General features: G+C 69.0%; 16 protein-coding genes and 1 riboswitch. Of the genes, 2 read left to right on the top strand and 14 right to left on the bottom strand.

The features are described 5' to 3' along the window. From ACIREI_RS35110 to ACIREI_RS35085, 6 genes are all read right to left on the bottom strand, one after another. Positions 1-798 (bottom strand): maleylpyruvate isomerase family mycothiol-dependent enzyme, encoded by a 798-nt coding sequence (locus tag ACIREI_RS35110; RefSeq protein WP_403341721.1) that lies wholly within the window; start codon positions 796-798, stop codon positions 1-3. 25 nt (positions 799-823) lie between these two features. Further along, positions 824-1870, bottom strand: coding sequence for an ABC transporter ATP-binding protein (locus ACIREI_RS35105; RefSeq protein WP_403341719.1), 1047 nt, complete (start codon positions 1868-1870; stop codon positions 824-826). After that, positions 1871-3487, bottom strand: a complete 1617-nt coding sequence (locus ACIREI_RS35100) for an ABC transporter permease (protein WP_403341716.1) — start codon at positions 3485-3487, stop codon at positions 1871-1873. A 35-nt stretch (positions 3488-3522) separates the two neighbouring features. Then, the gene (locus ACIREI_RS35095; protein WP_403341713.1) at positions 3523-4620 is read right to left on the bottom strand and encodes a thiamine ABC transporter substrate binding subunit; all 1098 of its coding nucleotides are present in this window, start codon (positions 4618-4620) and stop codon (positions 3523-3525) included. A 78-nt stretch (positions 4621-4698) separates the two neighbouring features. Then, positions 4699-4804, bottom strand: a riboswitch (TPP riboswitch). Positions 4805-4828: 24 nt separating this feature from the next. Next, complete coding sequence (gene rlmN / locus ACIREI_RS35090; RefSeq protein ID WP_403341711.1) at positions 4829-5935, bottom strand: 23S rRNA (adenine(2503)-C(2))-methyltransferase RlmN; 1107 nt, start codon at positions 5933-5935, stop codon at positions 4829-4831. A gap of 48 nt (positions 5936-5983) precedes the next feature. Then, positions 5984-6112 carry a hypothetical protein gene (locus ACIREI_RS35085; RefSeq protein WP_403341708.1) on the bottom strand — a complete coding sequence of 43 codons (129 nt, stop codon included), beginning with the start codon at positions 6110-6112 and terminating at the stop codon, positions 5984-5986. 174 nt (positions 6113-6286) lie between these two features. Between ACIREI_RS35085 and ACIREI_RS35080 the strand changes: the two genes are divergently transcribed. Continuing rightward, the gene (locus ACIREI_RS35080) at positions 6287-8854 is read left to right on the top strand and encodes an NACHT domain-containing protein (protein WP_403341706.1); all 2568 of its coding nucleotides are present in this window, start codon (positions 6287-6289) and stop codon (positions 8852-8854) included. A gap of 40 nt (positions 8855-8894) precedes the next feature. On the opposite strand, the gene ACIREI_RS35075 is transcribed toward ACIREI_RS35080, so the two are convergent. From ACIREI_RS35075 to rpsB, 6 genes are all read right to left on the bottom strand, one after another. Beyond that, positions 8895-9344 (bottom strand): SRPBCC family protein, encoded by a 450-nt coding sequence (locus ACIREI_RS35075; protein WP_403341703.1) that lies wholly within the window; start codon positions 9342-9344, stop codon positions 8895-8897. 242 nt (positions 9345-9586) lie between these two features. Next, positions 9587-10606 carry a phosphatidate cytidylyltransferase gene (locus ACIREI_RS35070; RefSeq protein ID WP_403341701.1) on the bottom strand — a complete coding sequence of 340 codons (1020 nt, stop codon included), beginning with the start codon at positions 10604-10606 and terminating at the stop codon, positions 9587-9589. A 137-nt stretch (positions 10607-10743) separates the two neighbouring features. After that, entirely contained in the window at positions 10744-11301 is a 558-nt protein-coding gene (gene frr / locus ACIREI_RS35065; RefSeq protein WP_062709224.1) for a ribosome recycling factor, read from the bottom strand. 170 nt (positions 11302-11471) lie between these two features. Next, on the bottom strand, positions 11472-12230 hold the full coding sequence (pyrH, locus tag ACIREI_RS35060; RefSeq protein ID WP_274243771.1) for a UMP kinase: 759 nt from the start codon (positions 12228-12230) through the stop codon (positions 11472-11474). A gap of 196 nt (positions 12231-12426) precedes the next feature. After that, positions 12427-13263 (bottom strand): translation elongation factor Ts, encoded by an 837-nt coding sequence (gene tsf, locus ACIREI_RS35055; protein WP_403341698.1) that lies wholly within the window; start codon positions 13261-13263, stop codon positions 12427-12429. Between the two features lie 153 nt (positions 13264-13416). Next, positions 13417-14325 (bottom strand): 30S ribosomal protein S2, encoded by a 909-nt coding sequence (gene rpsB, locus ACIREI_RS35050; RefSeq protein ID WP_030048935.1) that lies wholly within the window; start codon positions 14323-14325, stop codon positions 13417-13419. 282 nt (positions 14326-14607) lie between these two features. Between rpsB and ACIREI_RS35045 the strand changes: the two genes are divergently transcribed. Further along, positions 14608-15210: a murein hydrolase activator EnvC family protein gene (locus ACIREI_RS35045; protein ID WP_403342059.1), complete on the top strand. Its 603-nt coding sequence runs from the start codon at positions 14608-14610 to the stop codon at positions 15208-15210. Positions 15211-15770: 560 nt separating this feature from the next. On the opposite strand, the gene ACIREI_RS35040 is transcribed toward ACIREI_RS35045, so the two are convergent. Both ACIREI_RS35040 and whiG read right to left on the bottom strand, forming a co-directional pair. Next, positions 15771-16328 carry a TetR/AcrR family transcriptional regulator gene (locus ACIREI_RS35040; protein WP_403342056.1) on the bottom strand — a complete coding sequence of 186 codons (558 nt, stop codon included), beginning with the start codon at positions 16326-16328 and terminating at the stop codon, positions 15771-15773. A 95-nt stretch (positions 16329-16423) separates the two neighbouring features. After that, on the bottom strand, positions 16424-17266 hold the full coding sequence (gene whiG / locus ACIREI_RS35035) for an RNA polymerase sigma factor WhiG (RefSeq protein WP_147994030.1): 843 nt from the start codon (positions 17264-17266) through the stop codon (positions 16424-16426). Positions 17267-17547: the final 281 nt, after the last annotated feature.

Below are 17547 nucleotides of genomic sequence, written 5' to 3'. Positions count from 1 at the left end.
TCAGCCGAAGGTCGCCCGCTCCAGCCAGAACTCCAGCAACTCCCGCTCGCCGAGGACCTCCAACTCCGGGCTGTCCAGCGGCAGTCGACGGTAGAAGGCGAGGAGTACGGCGGTGAGCGGTCCCCGCAGCGCGACGGTCGCCTTCTCGTGGCCGCGCCGCCAGGCGAGAACCTCCCCGGACAGGTCGACGCTCCACTCCGCATTCACATCGGGGGCGCTGTCGGTGGCGTGCAGATGGATGCTGCTCCCCGGCCGACGCAGTTCCCGCGCCGGGTCGTCCGGCAGCGTCCGCTGCGCCCACTCCACGATCTCCAGCCACTCGTCGATCGCGTCGGCGGCCACGTCCGGCGCGACTTCGTAGGGCAGTCCGGCGGCGAGCGTCGCGTCCGCGCGGTGGACGGTGATCTCGTGCGTCATACGGCGGGCCCAGAACCCGGCGTTGAGGATCCCCGCCCATCCCCACACCTTGGCGTCCGGCCCGGCCTCCCGCAGCGTGCCGACGAGCATCTCACCGGTCTCCGCCAGCCAGGCGTCCAGCGCGGCGGCGTCCCCCTCGCCCTCGGGGCCCTCGAAGCCGGGCACCCGCTCCTCCGGGACCTCGTCCTCGGCGCGCGTGCGCACCGTCAGCTCCACCCAGCGCAGGGCGCCGCCGATGTGCCGTACGAGCTCCTCCAGCGACCAGTCCGGGCAGGTCGGCACGGTGACCGACAGATCGGCCCCGGAGGTCACCACGGCCCTCAACAGGCCGACCTGGTGGGATATTTCGTCACAGTAGCGATCGTGCGGGAGTGGCGTCATGCCCCGCACCCTATGCGCCGGACGATCAGCCCAGCAGCACAATTTCCGCCGCTTCGAACTCCACCCCGACGGTGTCCCCGACCTCGGGCGCGTCCCGCAGCGCACACGCCGCTTCCAGGCGCGGCGCGTCCTCCGGCTGAAGGTGCACGGCCACGTGCGTGCCCTTGAACGTGCGTGCCGTGACCGTGCAGCGCAGCCCCGCGTCGGCGGCCACGAGCCGTACGCCGGCCGGCCGTACGAGCAGCGTCCGCGGCCCCTGCGCGGCGCCCTCGCTCACCGGCAGCTTGCCCCAGGGCGTGTCCGCGGCCTCCCCGGCGACCGTGCCCTCGACCACGTTGTCGAACCCGAGGAAGCGCGCCACGAACTCGTCCACGGGCCGCTGCCATACCTCCAACGGCGACCCGGACTGGGCGATCCGCCCGTCCCGCATCACCACGACCCGGTCGGCGAGCGCGAAGGCCTCGCCCTGGTCGTGCGTCACGGCGAGCACGGTGGTGCCCAACCGCCCGAACAGCTCCCGGAGTTCGACGACAAGGCGCTCCCGCAGGGAGCGGTCGAGCTGGCCCAACGGCTCGTCCAGCATCAGCAGCCGGGGACGGGGCGCGAGCGCACGGGCCAGCGCCACCCGCTGCTGCTCCCCACCGGAGAGCGAGGCGACGGCCCGACGGGCGGCCCCCGGCAGTCCGACCAGGTCGAGCAACTCCCGTACGCGCTCGGCCTGTTCACCCTTGGAGGCACCGTGCATCCGCGCCCCGAAGGCCACGTTGCCGCCGACGTCCCGCTGCGGAAACAGCTGATGGTCCTGGAACATCAGCCCGACGCCCCGCTTGTGCGCGGGCACCCCGGACTGATCCCGCCCGTCCAGCGACACCCGCCCGGCGTCGAGCGGTTGCAGGCCCGCCACCGCCCGCAGCAGCGTCGACTTGCCGCTGCCGCTCGGCCCGAGCACGCACACGATCTCGTGCTCGGCGACATCGAGATCGACGCCGTCCAGCACGGGCCGCCCACCGAACCGTACGGTCGCGCCCTCAAGACTCAGCAGGCTCACTCGGCTTGGCAGACTCGCCGTCATTCAGAACTCCCCCGTCCGATCCGTACGGAGCCGCTCCAGCACCAGCAGCGCCACCGCGCACACCACCATCAGTACCGTCGAAAGTGCCATCGCCTGGCCGTAGTTGAGCTCGCCGGCCCGCCCCAGCAGCCGCGCCACGGCCACCGGCAGGGTCGGATTGTCGGGCCGGGCGATGAACACGGTCGCGCCGAACTCCCCGAGCGACACCGCGAAGGCGAACCCGGCCGCGATCAGCAGCGCCCTTCGCACCATCGGCAGATCCACCTCACGCCAGACCCGCCACGGCGACGCCCCCAGCACCGATGCCGCCTCCCGCAGCCGCTGGTCCACGGCCCGCAGCACGGGCAGCATGGTCCGTACGACGAAGGGCACCCCGACCAGCGCCTGGGCCAGCGGCACCAGAATCCACGTGCTGCGGAGGTCGAGCGGCGGCTCGTCCAGGGCGATCAGGAACCCGAAGCCGACCGTCACCGCGGACACTCCGAGCGGCAGCATCAACAGCGCGTCGAAGCCCCGCACGAACCGGCCCGCGTCCCGTCGGGTCAACGCGGCCGCGGCCAGCCCGCCGATCACCACGGCGATGAGCGTGGCGACGACGGCGTACTGCAGCGAATTACCGATCGCCTCGATCGGCGCGACGAGGAAGACCCCACCGTCGGCGCTGGTCAGCGCCCGGTAGTAGCCGAAGTCGGGCGCGTCCAGCGACCGCTGCACCAGCACGGCGAGCGGCAGCAGCAGGAGTACGACGATGACGGCCAGGACACCGGCCAGCAGCGCCCACTGCCCCGCCCCGCGCGGCCGCCGCGCGGTCACCGACGCGTCCACCAGACGCAGGGCGCTCTCGCGTCGCCGTACCGTCCAGGCGTGCACGGCGAGGATCGCGCCCACCGCGAGGAACTGGATGATCGTCAGGACGGCGGCCGTGGACAGATCGAAGATCTCGGACGTCTGCCGGTAGATCTCCACTTCGAGCGTCGAGAAGGTCGGCCCGCCGAGGATCTGGACGACACCGAAGGAGGTGAAGGTGAACAGGAAGACCATGAGCGCGGCGGCGGCCACGGCGGGCGCGAGGGCCGGCAGGGTGACGGTCCGCCAGGCGGTGAGGCGCGACGCCCCCAGCATCCGCGCGGCCTCCTCCTGCCGCGGGTCCAGCTGCGCCCAGAGCCCGCCGACCGTCCGTACGACGACGGCGTAGTTGAAGAAGACGTGCGCGAGCAGGATGGCCCACACGGTGGTGTCCAGCCGTACGCCCCAGAGTTCGTCGAGGAGTCCGCCGCGGCCGACCAGCGCGAGGAACGCCGTACCGACGACGACCGTCGGCAGCACGAAGGGGACGGTCACCACGGCCCGCAGGATCTGCTTTCCGGGGAAGTCGAAGCGGGCGAAGACGTAGGCGCCGGGCAGCGCGATCAGCAGGGTCAGCGCGGTGGAGGCGAGCGCCTGCCAGGTGGTGAACCACAGGACGTGCCGGATGTCGGGCTCCCCCAGCACGTCCGCCAGCCGCCCGAACTGCCACACCCCGTCCGCCTTCAGACCTCGCGCGACGATCGCGGCGACGGGATAGGCGAAGAAGACCGCGAAGAACGCGACGGGCACGGCGACGAGGCCGAGCCGCATCGCCGCGCTCCGCGTGGCCCTCTTGCGGGGTGCCTCTACTTCAGTACGAGCGAGGTCCACGACTTGACCCAGTCGTCACGGTTGTCGGCGATCTTCGCCGGGTCCATGGTCTCGGGGTTCTCGGCCTGAGGGCCGTACTCGGTGAACTCCTCGGGCACCTGGGCGCCCTCGACCACGGGGTAGACGAACATGTTGAGCGGCATGTCCTCCTGGAACGTCCTCGTCAGCAGGAAGTCGATCAGCGCCTTGCCGCCCTCGGTGTTCTCGGCGTTGCTGAGCAGGCCCGCGTACTCGACCTGACGGAAGCAGGTTCCGGTCGCGACACCGGTGGGCGCGGTGGTCGGCTTCGGGTCGGCGTAGATCACCTCGGCGGGCGGCGAGGAGGCGTACGACACGACGAGCGGCCGGTCGGCCTTCGCCTTCTTCCCGCCGGCGGACCCGGAGAACTCCTCGTTGTAGGCCTGCTCCCAGCCGTCGACGACCTTCACGCCGTTGGCCTTCAGCTTCTTCCAGTAGCCCTCCCAGCCGTCGTCGCCGTACTTCGCGGCGGTGCCGAGCAGGAAGCCGAGGCCGGGCGAGGAGGTGGAGGCGTTCTCGGTGACGAGGAGGTTCTTGTACTCCGGCTTGATCAGGTCGTCGTACGACGTCGGCGGCGTCAGCTTGTGCTCGCTGAAGTACGCCTTGTCGTAGTTGACGCAGATGTCGCCGGTGTCGATGGGCGTGACCCGGTGCTCGTCCTTGTCCGCGAGGTACTCGGGCTTGATGGTGCCGGCGCCCTTCGCCTCGTACGACTGGAACAGATCGTTGTCGAGCGCCCGCGAGAGCAGGGTGTTGTCGACGCCGAAGAAGACGTCGCCCTGCGGGTTGTCCTTGGTCAGGATCGCCTTGTTGACGGCCTGCCCGGCGTCGCCGTCCTCCAGGACCTTGACCTTGTAGCCGGACTGCTTCTCGAAGGCGCCGAGGACCGGCTTGGAGACGGCCCACGAGTTGTGGCTGACGAGCGTGACGGTCTTGGAACCGCCGCCGCTGCCGCTGCCGCCGTCACTGTCGGACGATCCGCACGCGGCCAGGGCGGGCAGCGCGACGAGACCGAACCCGACGGCGAAAACCGTGGCCTTCTTGGTGATGCTCACTGAATTCCTCCTGGGGTTGACCAGGAGAAGACGCGGCCCTGCCCGGAACCTCTGGGGGCTCCGGGCAGGGCGCAACAGCTCGAGTGGTGACCGATCTCCCTACCCAGAATGACCTGGGCCAGGTTCGGAGGGTCTGCGGCCGGTGCCGCACTCTCAGCGCTGTGGCGCTCCCCTGTCGGAATATGAAGATGTACTTACGGCGGCCAGACTACCGCTCGGTCGCCGCGAGCTGCCCACACGCCCCGTCGATCTCCTGCCCACGGGTGTCCCGAATGGTCACCGGCACACCATGGGCGGCGATGGCCTCGACGAACGCCTTCTCGTCCTCGGGCCGCGAAGCGGTCCACTTCGACCCGGGCGTCGGGTTCAGCGGAATCAGGTTCACATGCACCGGCTTGCCCTTGAGCAGCCGCCCGAGCCGGTCACCACGCCAGGCCTGGTCGTTGATGTCCCGGATGAGGGCGTACTCGATGGACAGCCGACGGCCCGACTTGGCGACGTACTCGAACCCGGCGTCGAGCACCTCACGCACCTTCCACCGTGTATTGACCGGCACCAGGGTGTCGCGCAGCTCGTCGTCGGGCGCGTGCAGCGAGATCGCGAGCCGGCACTTGAAGCCCTCGTCGGCGAACCGGTGGATGGCCGGCACGAGCCCGACCGTCGACACGGTGATCCCGCGCTGGGAGAGCCCCAGCCCGTCGGGCTCGGGATCGGTGAGCCGCCGAATGGCCCCCACGACCCGGTTGTAGTTGGCGAGCGGCTCCCCCATGCCCATGAAGACGATGTTGGAAAGCCGCGCGGACCCCCCAGGAACCTCTCCGTCCCTGAGCGCCCGCATCCCGTCCACGATCTGATGCACGATCTCGGCGGTGGACAGATTCCGGTCGAGGCCCGCCTGCCCGGTCGCACAGAACGGGCAGTTCATCCCGCATCCCGCCTGCGAACTGATGCACATGGTCACCCGGTCCGGGTACCGCATCAGCACCGACTCGACGAGCGTCCCGTCGAACAGCCGCCACAGCGTCTTGCGCGTGTCGCCCTGGTCGGTCGACAGATGCCGTACGACGGTCATCAGCTCCGGGAACAGCTCCTCCCGCAGCTTGGCGCGCGAACCGGCCGGGATGTCGGTCCACTGCTCCGGGTCGTGCGCGTACCGCGCGAAGTAGTGCTGTGAGAGCTGTTTGGCGCGAAACGGCTTCTCACCGATCGCAGCGACGGCGTCCTTGCGCTCACCGGGCGTGAGGTCGGCAAGATGCCGCGGCGGCTTCTTGGCTCCGCGCGGGGCGACGAATGTGAGTTCTCCGGGCTTAGGCATGGCTCAACCAGTGTCGCAGATCAATTCCTGTGACCCGCGGCCGTACGGTCAGCGTTGGAATGCCCACACCGCGATGGCCACCACGGACGACCCGGCTGCGGCGGCTGCTCCGCGGACCGCTGCGAACAGCGCGGCTCGATACAGGCGCTCGATGGTGGGGCGTTTGTTACGCCTCATGATCCCTCCCTGGTGGCGTCGTACGTTTCGCCTCCACACGGTGGGCGCTCGTGGACCGAATCCTGGGGAAGTGCGGGCGGACCGGGCGGCCACCCTCTTACCCTGCAGGTCAGGGGTTGCCCGGCGGTGCCCGCAGCGGGCACCGCAAGGGTCGTCAAGGGGGGACGGGAGGACGTGGAGCATCCGGACCGCGCGCTCCACGCATACCTGCGCGACCTGGAACGCAGAGCCAAAGCGAATCGGCTTCGGCACAGGATTCCGTACTCCCGTCGCGAGACCGCGAAGATCCTCAGCAAGGAGTTCCAGGTCGAGCTGGATGCTCGCCGGCTGAGTAACTGGCTGACGGACGAGCCGCGAAGCCGCCAGGCACCCACCTTGGCCAATGAGCCGAAACTATGGGCCCTGGTACAGCTCTGGTCGCGCTGGGCCGGGGAGCAGCCCAGCCGTCGGTATCTCAACGAACTTCTCGAGTCGGCCCAGCCCGTCCGGCATGCCGTCAGGGCTTCGTCAGCGCCGGTTCCCTCTTTCCTGCTCCCGCTGCTGATGGAACAGAGGGAACGAGGCGAGGCGTGGCCCTATGTCGTTCGCGGTGGCACGGGCGCGCGACGACCGCTGTCGGCCGTACACGTTCAGCAGCAGTTGGACGAATCCCGTACTGCCGAGGAACCGGGGGCAGAACTGAAGCGAGGGCACATCGAGGACATCCTCGATGATCCCGCCGGCTGCCATCTCCTCCTGGAGTCCGGTCCGGGCAGCGGCAAGTCGACCTTGCTCGCCAGACTTGCCGGGCATCTGTCCGCCGAGCTCCTCGACGCGACGCTCACGCGGAACGCCTGCGTCCCGGTCTGGGCGACGGCCGAGCAACTGACCGCCGGCCCGGGCGGGGTGGACCGCACCTTGTCCCGGCTCGTCTTCGCCGGGACTGAGCACGATGAGCGGCGGTTCGATGACGCCACCGAGGCACTGGTCCCGGAGGATTACTCCTGGCTGCTCCTGGTGGACGGGTTCGACGAGATCCCTATGGAGGCACGTAACCGGCTGGCCCTGCACCTCACCACCATCGCCAGAAGCGAGGCAGGCCGGGTCGGTCGTATCAAGATCATCGCATCGTGCCGTCCGCTGCACCCGGTGGAACGGGACCGCTTCCTCGAGAGCGGCTTCCTCGTCTTCACCATGGTCCCCTTCGATCGCTCACAGCTGGAGACGTTCGCCGACCGCTGGTTCGGGAGCCGTGATCCCGGGCGTCGTCAGGCCCAGGAGTTCCTTCAACAGGTCGACACCCCGGAACTGCGCGATCTGGTGGCAGTTCCGTTGCTGGCGGCGGTGGCCGCCGCCGTGTTCGAAGCGTGGCCGGAACAGAGGCTGCCGAACAATCAGTACGCTCTCTTCGACCAGTACCGCACCTATCTGACGAGTGCGAAGGCCGCGCAGCGCGAAGGCATCTTCAGCCAGATGCGTACGCACGCAGGCAGGGACTCGTGGGCCCTGGAAGCCATCCGGTTTCTCCAGGAGAACCTCGACGATGTCTTGCGTCATGTCGCCACTGAAGCAGTCCGGCACCTTTCAGAACCCGCGGGCCGCTCCGACGAATCCGATCAGCGGGCCTCGTTCAACCTGTTGACGGTCGCCCTGGAGTGGCTGCGCCCGAAAGTCGGCCCCCGCGCGCAGACCGGCATTCCTGGTTGGGGTGAATACGTCGCGACCCTGCTGATATCGAGTGGGCTCCTCGCCTCCGGCGAGGGATCGATCCGGTTCATGCATACGAGCTTCGCCGAATTCCTTGCGGCAGAGGCGCGCGCCATGGATCTTCCCGAGAGTTTCGACGGAAGCTCCGTGGAATGGCAGGCGTTCGCATTCGAGGCCGCACGCCTCACAGGACGCAAGGGGCGCGAGCACCGTGCCGCACTCGTTCACTACGCCCAACGGCACCCTCTGGCTGCGGAGGCGTTGCTGACCTGGCTGCTGGAGGGCAGCGCGGGGCATCAACACGTCGCGGGTGTCCTCATGGCAGAGGGCAGCCCCTACACACCCGCCCAGCTGCAGACATTCTTGTCCGTCCTGCCCCGCCTGCCCGCGGCGAGCCGGAGCACAGCCTGTCAGATACCGAATCCCCTGGCCCGCGCATACCTCGCGGAGCAATTTCCCGTCTCGCAATTCCTCAGCCGCACCGAGACGGTCGCCCCCTCCCCGGTCGCAGACGAACCGCTGGACATCCGCGAGCAGTCGGTCATCCAGTCCCTGCTCAGTACGCTCGGCTGTAGTCGCCCACCGGATCCAGGTGATGACACCTACCTGTTCTGCTCGCTCGTATGCCACCTGGGACTTGAGTCCGTCGTGGACCGCATGGCCCTCATCGACACCCTTCATGCCATGGCACCTGAGTGGGCGGCTCACGCGACCCAGCACACGTTCGAGATCATGACCTCACCGCACGTCGATCCTGGGACACGAATTCACGCAGCGGAGTCGCTTCTGGACTTCGACAGCGAATATCTGTCGCACGCGGCTGAGGTCTTGCGGGAACTGGCGACCGACAGCACAAATTCATTCGACGAACGGTATGCGGCAGCGGCAGCTCTCAGCGAACTCGGCGCCCCGTACCGTGATCAGGCGCGTGAGCTCATGCAGGCCATGGCGGGTGAACCTACTGCGCGCCCGTGCCAGCGCGACGAATTGTCAGCGCATGTGCAGCTGCTGACCAGCGGCGGTGCTGATCCGATTCTTCGTCGTCACGGCAGCTAGGACCTGTGGTCGAGTTCTCACTGTCAGCGTCAGAAACGGGTCAGTCGGTCGTGCGCTCCAACCTGTCCTTCAGCAGCTGCTCGTCCCGCGGCAGCTCCTTGCGGACCTGAGGGCGGACGACCAGGGGCACCAGGAGCTTGCCGAGGCCGTGCCCTTCGAAGTCGAGCTCGATCGTCACGCGGGAGCGGCGGCCGTCGTCGAGCGGCTCGATCTCACCGTGTGCCCGTGGCCTGACGGGACCCTCGGTGCCGTGCAGTTCCCAGCTGTGCGGTGGGTCGAGTTCGGTGAACTCCACGGTCATCGGAATCTCGCGACTGCCGATGCGCCGGGTGACCCGGACCCGGGAGCCGGGGTGCGTGGGTCCCTCGTCGAGCAGGTCCGCGGAGACGGCGCTCAGCTGCCATTCCGGCAGGTGGGAAGGGTCCGTGACATACGCGTAGACCTCGTCCGGGGACCGGTCTATGTCGATGACTTCTCGGATGGCGGTCATGATGACCCCTTTGGATGCCTTCGATGACGTACACCGGAATCGTCCCACCTGCGGACCCCCGGCACCATCGCAAGAAGCCCCCGCCCGACAAGAGCGAGGGCTTCCCGTCACGGCTTCGTCAGCCCGACCCCACGAAGAGCACCAGCAGCAACCACACCACCGGCGCCGTAGGCAGCAACGAGTCCAACCGGTCCATACGCCATCCACCCGCGGCTACCGCCGCGCGGCACCATGCCCCACGGTCACCCAGACCCGACAAACAGGACGAGCAGGAGCCATACGACCGGCGCCGTAGGCAGCAACGAGTCCAGCCGGTCCATGATCCCGCCGTGCCCCGGCAGCAGCGTGCCCATGTCCTTGATGCCCAGGTCCCGCTTGATCATCGACTCGCCGAGGTCGCCGAGCGTGGCGCTGGCCGCGACCGCGAGGCCCAGCAGCAGGCCCTGCCACCAGGCTCCGTCGTCGATCAGGAACTCCATGCACAGCGCACCCGCCACCATCGCGAAGCTCACCGCGCCGAGCAGGCCCTCGCGGGTCTTGCCGGGGCTGATGCGCGGGGCGAGCTTGTGCCTGCCGAAGCGCCAGCCGATGGCGTACGCCCCGGTGTCGCTGACGACCGTCAGGAGCAGGAACGTCAGGACGCGGAACGCCCCGTCATCGGCGGTCAGCATCATCGCGACGAACGTCGCCAGGAACGGCACGTAGAACGCCGCGAAGACGCCCGCCGTGACGTCCTTGAGGTAACCCTCCGGTGGCTCCGTCATCCGCCAGACCAGCACGGCCAGCGCGGTCAGCGCCATCGACACCCAGGCGCCCTCGGCGCCCCGGACGTACCCGGCGACGACCATGGCCGCACCGCCGAGTGCGAGCGGAACGAGCGGCACCTTGATGCCCTTGCGCTCGTCGAGCCGCTTGGCCAGTTCCCACAGGCCCACGACGACGGCGACCGCGACGACACCGACGAACACGGCCTTGACGACGAACAGCGACGCGATGATCACCACACCGAGCCCGACCCCGACCCCTATGGCCGCACTCAGGTCGCGCCCCGCGCTCTTCTTCTGCGGCTGAGGCGCCGGCTGCGAGGCGTCGGGCATGGGCTCCGGATTCTGCGACGCCGCCTCGGAGGGCCGCGCCTGCGGCGTGTCATAAGGCCGCGTCTGCGGCGGCCGGTCGCTGAACAAGGGACCGCTCAGCCGAGCGGCCCCCCGGTCATCATCCTGGTCTCCGCCATACGCGGGTACGTCGGGCACGATGGGCATGGGGCGAGTCTGCTGCGCCTCAGGCGCATCGTACGCGGGACCCGCCGGGGCAGCCCCCTGGACAGGTCCACGCTCGGCGGCCCCCCAGTACCCGGCTTGCCCGGCCCCTGACGGCGCCCCCCAGGAAGAGTCGTTCATCAGACCTCGAGCAGCTCGGCTTCCTTGTGCTTCAGAAGCTCGTCCACCTGGGCGACGTACTTGTGCGTGGTGTCGTCGAGCTCCTTCTCCGCACGGCGGCCCTCGTCCTCACCGATCTCGCCGTCCTTGATCAGCTTGTCGATGGCGTCCTTGGCCTTGCGGCGGACGGAGCGGATGGACACGCGCGCGTCCTCGGCCTTGCCCTTGGCGACCTTGATGTAGTCGCGGCGGCGCTCCTCGGTCAGCTCGGGGAACACCACTCGGATGATGTTGCCGTCGTTGCTCGGGTTGACGCCGAGGTCGGAGTCCCGGATCGCCTGCTCGATGTTGCGCAGCGCGGTCTTGTCGAACGGGGTCACGACCGCCATGCGCGGCTCCGGCACGGAGAACGAAGCCAGCTGGTTGATCGGCGTCGGCGCGCCGTAGTAGTCGGCCACGATCTTGTTGAACATCGCCGGGTGCGCACGGCCGGTGCGGATCGCGGCGAAGTCCTCCTTGGCGACCACGACGGCCTTCTCCATCTTCTCCTCGGCCTCGAGGAGGGTCTCTTCGATCACCACTTGCTCCTGCGTGTCTTGAGTAAAAGGCCCGGCTGCGGTTCCTGCGTGGGGGCGGCGGCCGGCTGCGTCGCGTCTTCTTCCTGCACGGTTCCCGACCGGCAGGACATTGTCCATCCCCCGGTCAGGGTCCGTCCCGTCCGTCGCCCGGACGGGCTTGCTCTCGGGCGTCAGCCCTGGCTGCCCTGCTCACCCACAAGCGTGCCGATCTTCTCACCCTTGACGGCGCGGGCGATATTGCCCTCCGCCAGGAGCTCGAAGACGAGGATCGGGAGCTTGTTGTCGCGGCACAGGGTGATCGCGGTCATGTCGGCGACCTTGAGGTCGCGGGTGATGACCTCGCCGTAGCCGAGGGAGTCGAACTTGACGGCGTCCGGGTTGGCCTTCGGGTCGGAGTCGTAGACCCCGTCCACCCCGTTCTTGCCCATCAGCAGCGCCTCGGCGTCGATCTCCAGGGCGCGCTGGGCGGCGGTGGTGTCGGTGGAGAAGTACGGCATGCCCATACCGGCGCCGAAGATGACCACGCGGCCCTTCTCCAGGTGCCGTACGGCGCGCAGCGGGATGTACGGCTCGGCGACCTGGCCCATGGTGATGGCGGTCTGGACCCGGCTGTCGATGCCCTCCTTCTCCAGGAAGTCCTGGAGGGCGAGGCAGTTCATCACGGTGCCGAGCATGCCCATGTAGTCGGAGCGGGCCCGGTCCATGCCGCGCTGCTGGAGTTCGGCGCCGCGGAAGAAGTTGCCGCCGCCGATGACGACCGCGATCTGCGCGCCGTCGCGGACGACGGCGGCGATCTCGCGGGCGATCTTGTGCACCACGTCGGGGTCGACGCCGAGGCCCCCGCCGCCGGAGAAGGCCTCTCCGGAAAGCTTCAGCAGAAACCGGCCGGGTACTTTGCCGTCGTCGCTCTTCTGGGCCTTGGTGGTCATCGAGATCCCGCCTTTGTTACGTGGTGCACATACGAAGAAGGCCATTGCCGGTTGGGGCGTGTTTCGCATCCCATGCGCGGCAATGGCCTCCTCGTCAGATCTGCTGTCGTCCGTCACGCGCGCGTGCGTGGTGACGGCGTCCGCGGACGACTTGCCCTCGACCCTATCGGGGTCGGGCGTCGATCGCGGTACGGACTCAGATGCCGACCTTGATGCGCGAGAAGCGCTTCAGGGTGACACCGGCCTCGTCCAGAACCTTCTGGACGGACTTCTTGTTGTCGAGCGCGTACGGCTGGCCGAGCAGCGTGGCGTCCTTGAAGAAGCCGTTGAGGCGACCCTCGACGATCTTCGGCAGGGCGGCCTCGGGCTTGCCCTCGGCGCGGGTGGTCTCCTCGGCGACGCGGCGCTCGGACTCGACGACCTCGGCCGGCACGTCCTCCTTGGAGAGGTACTTCGGCGCGAAGGCGGCGATGTGCTGGGCGACGCCCTTGGCGACCTCGGCGTTCGGCTTGTCCAGCTCGACGAGGACACCGATCTGCGGGGGCAGGTCGGGCATCGTGCGGTGCATGTACGCGATCACGAAGCCGTCGGCGAACTGCGCGAAGCGGTCCAGGACGATCTTCTCACCGAGGTTGGCGTTGGCCTCGTCCACGAACGCCTGGACGGTCTTGCCGGCCTCGATCTCGGAGGCGAGCAGGGCCTCGATGTCGGCCGGGGAGGTCTTGGCGACGTGCTCGGCGATGGCGTTGGCCACGGCCTGGAACTTCTCGCCCTTGGCGACGAAGTCCGTCTCGCACTTCAGCTCGACGAGGACACCGGAGGAGTTGTCGTCAGCGATGATCGAGACCACAGCGCCGTTCTCGGCGGAGCGGCCCTCGCGCTTGGCGACGCCCTTCTGGCCCTTGATGCGGAGCGCCTCGACGGCCTTCTCGACGTTGCCCTCGGCCTCGTCCAGCGCCTTCTTGCAGTCCATCATGCCGGCGCCGGTGAGCTCACGGAGCTTCTTGACGTCAGCGGCGGTGTAGTTCGCCATGAGTCTGTGAATCTTTCTCGAAGTCTGGAAGATCGAAGATCTACGGGGTCTGCGGCCCCCATGAAGGCGGGAGCCGCTGACCTTCCGTCGACCTACGGGTGAACGGCGGGAGCGGACTTCATGTCACCGCTCCCGCCGTCAACGCTGACGGTGTCAGGCCTGCTCGCCCTCGGCGGCCGGAGCCTCGGCGGCGGGGGCCTCAGCAGCCGGAGCCTCAGCAGCAGGGGCCTCGGCGGCCGGGGCCTCAGCAGCAGGGGCCTCGGCGGCGGCCGGAGCCTCGTCGGCCTTCTTCTCGCCCTCGAGCAGGTCGCGCTCCCACTCGGCGAGCGGCTCGCCCGCGGCCTTCTCACCCTTGTCGCCGGTGGCGACGCCGGAGCGGGCGATGAGGCCCTCGGCGACGGCGTCGGCGATCACGCGGGTGAGCAGGGTGACGGAGCGGATCGCGTCGTCGTTGCCCGGGATCTTGTAGTCGACCTCGTCGGGGTCGCAGTTGGTGTCGAGGATGGCGACGACCGGGATGTTGAGCTTCCGGGCCTCGCCGACCGCGATGTGCTCCTTCTTGGTGTCCACGATCCAGACGGCGCTGGGCACCTTCTGCATCTCGCGGATACCACCGAGGGTCTTCTCGAGCTTGGCCTTCTCACGCGAGAGGACCAGGAGCTCCTTCTTGGTCAGACCCGAAGCGGCGACGTCCTCGAAGTCGATCTGCTCGAGCTCCTTGAGGCGCTGCAGACGCTTGTAGACGGTGGAGAAGTTGGTGAGCATGCCGCCCAGCCAGCGCTGGTTGACGTAAGGCATGCCGACGCGGGTGGCCTGCTCGGCGATGGCCTCCTGCGCCTGCTTCTTCGTGCCGACGAACATGACCGTGCCGCCGTGGGCGACGGTCTCCTTGACGAACTCGTAGGCGCGGTCGATGTACGACAGCGACTGGAGCAGGTCGATGATGTAGATGCCGTTGCGCTCGGTGAAGATGAAGCGCTTCATCTTCGGGTTCCAACGACGGGTCTGGTGACCGAAGTGGACGCCGCTCTCCAGCAGCTCCCGCATCGTGACGACGGCCATGGCCGTATCTCCTTGAATGTTCTCGGTTGTGCCGCGGATGCCGGACGGCTTCCGCGCCTGACGCCCACATGCGCCGTGCCACGAAGGACCGAGGGGCGCTGATACGGACCGTTGCCGGTGGTCGTATCGGGGCGTGCGAAGTCGACCCGGTGACCCGGATCGCCAGAAGAAGTGTACGGGACCCGCGAGGCCCCGGGTGACGCCGCTGTCCACAACCGGAGAGTTGTCCACAGATCCCGGCCATGATCGGCGCGGATGCGGGACGGTTTCGGCATGCGAGAGATGCGATACGCGAGGACGGCAAGGGCATGCGGGCGGCTGGTGTTGCTGCTGCTCCTGACGGCAACGGCCCTGTTGGCACCGGCCCCACGCCTGACCCCGACCGCCACGAGCGCGCCCGCCGCGCCCACCCCGGACCCGTTGGTACCCACGGTCGGCCGAGCGTGGCCCGTGGGGTTACGTCCCCCGGTCCTCCGCGGTTGGGAGCCTCCGGCGACACGGTACGGGCGGGGCCACCGGGGTGTTGACCTCGCTGCCCCGGCCGGGGCGCCGGTACGGGCTGTGGCAGCCGGGCGGGTGTCCTTCGCGGGCCGGGTGGCGGGGAAGGGGGTCGTGTCGGTGGAGCTGGCGGGGACGGGGGATCCACCGTTGCGGGTGACGTATGAACCGGTGCGGGCATCGGCACGGAAGGGGGACGAGGTGGAGGCGGGGGAAGTGGTGGGGACGGTGGAGGCTCACGGATCGCACTGCACGGGTGCGTGCGTGCACTGGGGCCTGCGGAGAGGTGACACCTATCTGGACCCGCTGTCGCTGCTTCCGCCCTGGCTCCTGCGCAAGGGTCCGTCTCGGTTGCTGCCGGTGCTGGGAGTGCCATTGCCCTCATAGCCGACGTGGCTGCGCACAGAGGGGCGCTCACAGACCGCCGAGGCCGCTGGGCCGGCATCAACCAGACAGGCAGCTCCGCACCGGCCGACAGAGCTGCGGGCAGTCGCGCCGCTGGAACTCGCCCCAGCCGAACAGCCCGCATCACTGCCCCAGCTGCGGCAGCCGCACCACTGTGCCAGCGCCCACCCGGGCCAACAGCTCCGCACCGGCCGACACAGCTGCGGGCAGCCGCACTACTGGAACGCGCCCACCCAGCCGAACAGCCCGCATCACTGACCCAGCTGCGAGCGGTCGGGCCCCTGGAACAGCACCCCTCCAGTCGAACAGCCCCGCATCACGCGCGGTCGCGCGACTGTGCCAGCGCCCACCCAGACAACCAGCCCCGCACCGGCCGACACAGCTGCGGGCAGTCGCGCCGCTGGGCCGGCCCGGGTGGGCCCAGCCCGGCGCCCCGTCAGCTCCGGGCTGCGCGACGCTCGCCCCCAGTCTCGCAGTCTCGGCGCCGGGTGCCCGTCAGCTCCGGACCGCGCAGCGCACCCGTTGCCCGGCCCTCGCCGACGTCAGCCCCGAACTCCCCGCAGCGCCATGGCGACAGCCGCCTCCGTGATCGCCGCAGGCTCCTCCGCCGCCCCCAGCTCGATCCGCCGGACAGCCGCGTCCACGACGCCCTGCAGCAGCATCGCCGCCAGCCGAGGCTCGCCGTGCCCCATCTCCCGCAGTGCCTCGACGATCATCGCGACCAGCCCGCCGTGCGCCGCCCGGATCTTCTCCCGAGCCCCCGCGTCCAGCTCACTCGCGGAGATGGCCACCACGGCCCGGTGCCGCCGGTCGCCGACCAGAGCGAGCTGCCGGCGCACATACGCCTCGACCTTGCCCTCGGCCGTCGACTCCCGCTCCATGGCCGCCGACACCTCCGCGGCCCACACAGGGAAGTCGACCTCGCACAGTTCCTCGACCACGGCTGCCCGTGACCGGAAGTACTCGTAGACGGACGACCGCGCGAGCCCCGTCCGCTCGGCGAGAGCCGGGAAGGTCAGCGCTTCCGTCCCGCCCTCGGACAACAGGGAACGAGCCGCGTCCAGCAGGGCGGCTCGCTGCATCGACCGGTGCTCGGCCACGGAGGCCGCTCGAATCCTTGGCACGTCAGCCACTTTACGGACGCGTCACCCCCGACGGGAGTGTCTCCGCCGAACCCCACCCTCATCACGCCAGGTCAACGCCCGAAGCCGGCCAGTTTCGCTCGCAGCTGCAGCACGGACTTGGTGTGGATCTGGCTCACCCGGCTCTCGGTCACCCCCAGTACGTTCCCGATCTCGGCCAGCGTGAGCCCCTCGTAGTAGTAGAGCGTGACCACGGTCTTCTCCCGTTCGGGCAATGTGTTGATCGCCCGTGCCAGAAATCGCCGCAGCTCCCGGTCCTCGGCCACCTCCACCGGATTGTCCGCGGCGGTGTCCTCCAGCGTGTCCATGACGCTCAGCCCGTCGCCGCCCTCGCCCCCGCCGTGCAGCAACTCCTCCAGCGCCACCACGTTCGCCAGCGACAACTGGCTGAAGACCGCGTGGAGTTCGTCCACCGCGATCCCCATCTCGACGGCCACCTCCGCCTCCGTCGGCGTCCGCCGCAGCCGCGCCTCCAGCGTCGCGTACGCGCGCTCCACGTTCCGCGCCTTCTGCCGCACCGACCGCGGAATCCAGTCGAGCGCCCTGAGCTCGTCGATCATCGCGCCCCGGATCCGCGTGATCGCGTACGTCTCGAACTTGATCTCCCGGTCGATGTCGAACTTCTCGATCGCGTCGATCAGCCCGAACACGCCCGAGGACACGAAGTCCGCCTGCTCCACATTGGGCGGCAGCCCGACGCTCACCCGGCCCGCCACGTACTTCACGAGCGGCGAGTAGTGCAGGATCAGCTGCTCGCGCAGCCGCTCGTCCCCCGTCGCCTTGTACGACCGCCACAGCTCGTCGAGCGTCGAGGGAGCGGGCGGTCGCACGCTGCCACCGTCACGGGCGGCTGGGGGGATCGCCGCCCGGTCGGACCCGGAGGTGTGCTGGGGCATTCGTTGCCTTGTGCCGTTCTGCCGTGAAGTGGGGGTGCTTTGGGGGGAGCTGTCGGTCTGTGGTCGCGCTGGTGCCGTTCTGGGGACCTTCCGATGTCGAGGTGCGGTCTGCGCCGGAATCCTCGTGAGCGTAGCGTGACTGACACGTCGCGGTGCGCGAAGGGCGGAGCACAAGCCGTACGCAGATACGTTCCGCTGGACGCCCCGCCAGGTCATATCGTTCGCTCTACGTGATCACCCGAACACCCCAACTGGGGGAATTCACAAGGGCATCCGTGTTC

It is taken from the genome of Streptomyces sp. NPDC093591 (assembly GCF_044764885.1).
Taxonomy (GTDB): Bacteria; Actinomycetota; Actinomycetes; order Streptomycetales; family Streptomycetaceae; genus Streptomyces.
The sequence above is the reverse complement of the archived record's forward strand: the minus strand, read 5'-3'. Positions and strand labels throughout refer to the sequence as shown.